The organism is Pseudomonas sp. AGC41, assembly GCF_057334555.1.
In genome coordinates, this window is sequence record NZ_JBHFJB010000112.1 from 50,666 (window position 1) to 52,456 (window position 1,791).

Consider the following 1,791-nt stretch of genomic DNA (forward strand, 5'->3'; position numbering starts at 1 on the left):
GCCCTAATATCTTGGGTCTGCTACGCATCACAGCGGGAGCACCCCCCCCCGCCACAGAAACCTCTTCAGCCTCACAGGTTTATTTCAAGTCCACCAATACCGAACCAGATGAAAAAAGATCGGTGCGGCGAAGCACACCGAATCCAAGCGGTCGAGCATGCCGCCGTGGCCTTCGATCATGTGCCCCCAATCCTTGACGCCTCGGTCGCGCTTGATCGCCGACATGACGATGCCGCCGGCAAACCCCAGCAGGTTGATCAGCAAGGCAATGAGGAACGACTGCCATGGGTTGAACGGGGTGATCCACCACAACGCGCCGCCAATCAGCGAGGCCAGGAAAATGCCACCGACAAAGCCCTCGACGGTTTTCGACGGTGACAGGTTCGGTGCGATCTTGTGCTTGCCGAACAACTTGCCGCACACGTACTGCAACACATCCGACAGTTGCACCACGATCACCAGATAGGCGATCAAGAGCAGGTTGCGCCCTTCGAAACCGGCAATGTCCAAGGTCAGCAACGCCGGTACAAAGGAGATGCAGAACACCGCGATCATCAAGCCCCACTGTACTTTGGAGGCGCGCTCCAGGAAGTGCGTGCTGTCGCCGCCAAGGGACGCGAGGATCGGCAGTAGTAGGAACACGTACACCGGAATGAAGATGGAAAATAGCCCGTACCAGTCGTAATAGATCAGCAGGTATTGCAGCGGCAGCGCCAGGTAGAACGCGGCCACCAGGGCTGGGTAATCGCTGCGCCGGGTGGGCGTCAGCGTGAGAAATTCCCGTAGCGCGTAGAACGACACGGCGTAGAACAACAGGATCACCGCCGCGTTGCCCAGCCAGAACGCGATGCCGATCACCAGCACCATGATCCACCAGGCATTGATCCGCGCATTGAGGTTCTCGATGACCGAGTTCGGTGCGCCTTTGGTCCGCAGCTTGAGAATGAAACCGACCAGCGAAGCCAGCAGCAGAATCGCGCCGATCCCGCCAAACAACATCAGGGTATATCGATCCATGTCAGACGTGCTCCGGGGCCAGCGCCAGCAGTGCGGCGCGGCTGCGTTCAAGGAATTGCTCTTTGCTTTCGCCTTCTTCGATGCACAGCGGCGCGCCGAAACTGGTGGTGCACAGCAGCGGCAAGGGCAGTACGCGGCCCTTGGGCATGACGCGGTTGAGGTTGGCGATCCACACCGGGATCACCTCGACCCCGGGGTGGCTTTTCATCAGGTGGTAGATCCCGCTCTTGAACGGCAGCAGGCCTTCATCCGGGTTACGCGTGCCCTCGGGGAAGATGATCAGCGAGTCGCCGTTCTCCAGCGCATCGAGCATCGGCTGCAATGGGCTGGAGGAAGGATCCTTGCGCTCGCGATCCACCAGTACGCCGTTGAACACCCGGTTGATGATGTAGCGGCGCATCGGGCTGGTTTGCCAATAGTCGGCGCCAGCGACGGGCCGAGTCAGCTTGCGCAGCACCGGCGGTAGCGAGGCCCAGAGCAGCACGAAGTCGCCGTGGCTGCTGTGATTGGCGAAATAGATCCGCTGCACCGGCGTGGGCGCGCAGCCGAGCCACAGGCTGCGAGCACCGGTGACCATCCGCGCGGCGGAGGTGATGAGGTTGGCGACCACGGGTTCGAACATGAGGATTCCTTGTCCTGAAAGCTTGAAGTTATGCGACATCTATCGCAGGCAAACAATGTGGCGGGGGGGCTTGCTCCCGCTGGGCTACGAAGTAGCCCTAGCACTGAGGTCGCGGTTTATCAGGCAGATCATGGGGGAGGGCTTCGCCCTCC

2 protein-coding genes are annotated in these 1,791 nt (G+C 60.6%); both read right to left on the minus strand.

Annotation, left to right across the window (positions count from 1 at the left end; translation table 11 throughout):
- Positions 1 to 84: 84 nt before the first annotated feature.
- Entirely contained in the window at positions 85 to 1,017 is a 933-nt protein-coding gene (locus ACE04F_RS18875; RefSeq protein WP_135847378.1) for a phosphatidate cytidylyltransferase, read from the minus strand.
- Between the two features lies 1 nt (position 1,018).
- Positions 1,019 to 1,639: a lysophospholipid acyltransferase family protein gene (locus ACE04F_RS18880; protein WP_486109048.1), complete on the minus strand. Its 621-nt coding sequence runs from the start codon at positions 1,637 to 1,639 to the stop codon at positions 1,019 to 1,021.
- Positions 1,640 to 1,791 lie beyond the last annotated feature (152 nt).

Bases quoted from the DNA above. Each gene is read 5' to 3' on its own strand.
- ACE04F_RS18880 (WP_486109048.1), bottom strand. From the start codon at position 1,639: ATGTTCGAACCCGTGGTCGCCAACCTCATCACCTCCGCCGCGCGGATG.
- ACE04F_RS18875 (WP_135847378.1), bottom strand. From the start codon at position 1,017: ATGGATCGATATACCCTGATGTTGTTTGGCGGGATCGGCGCGATTCTG.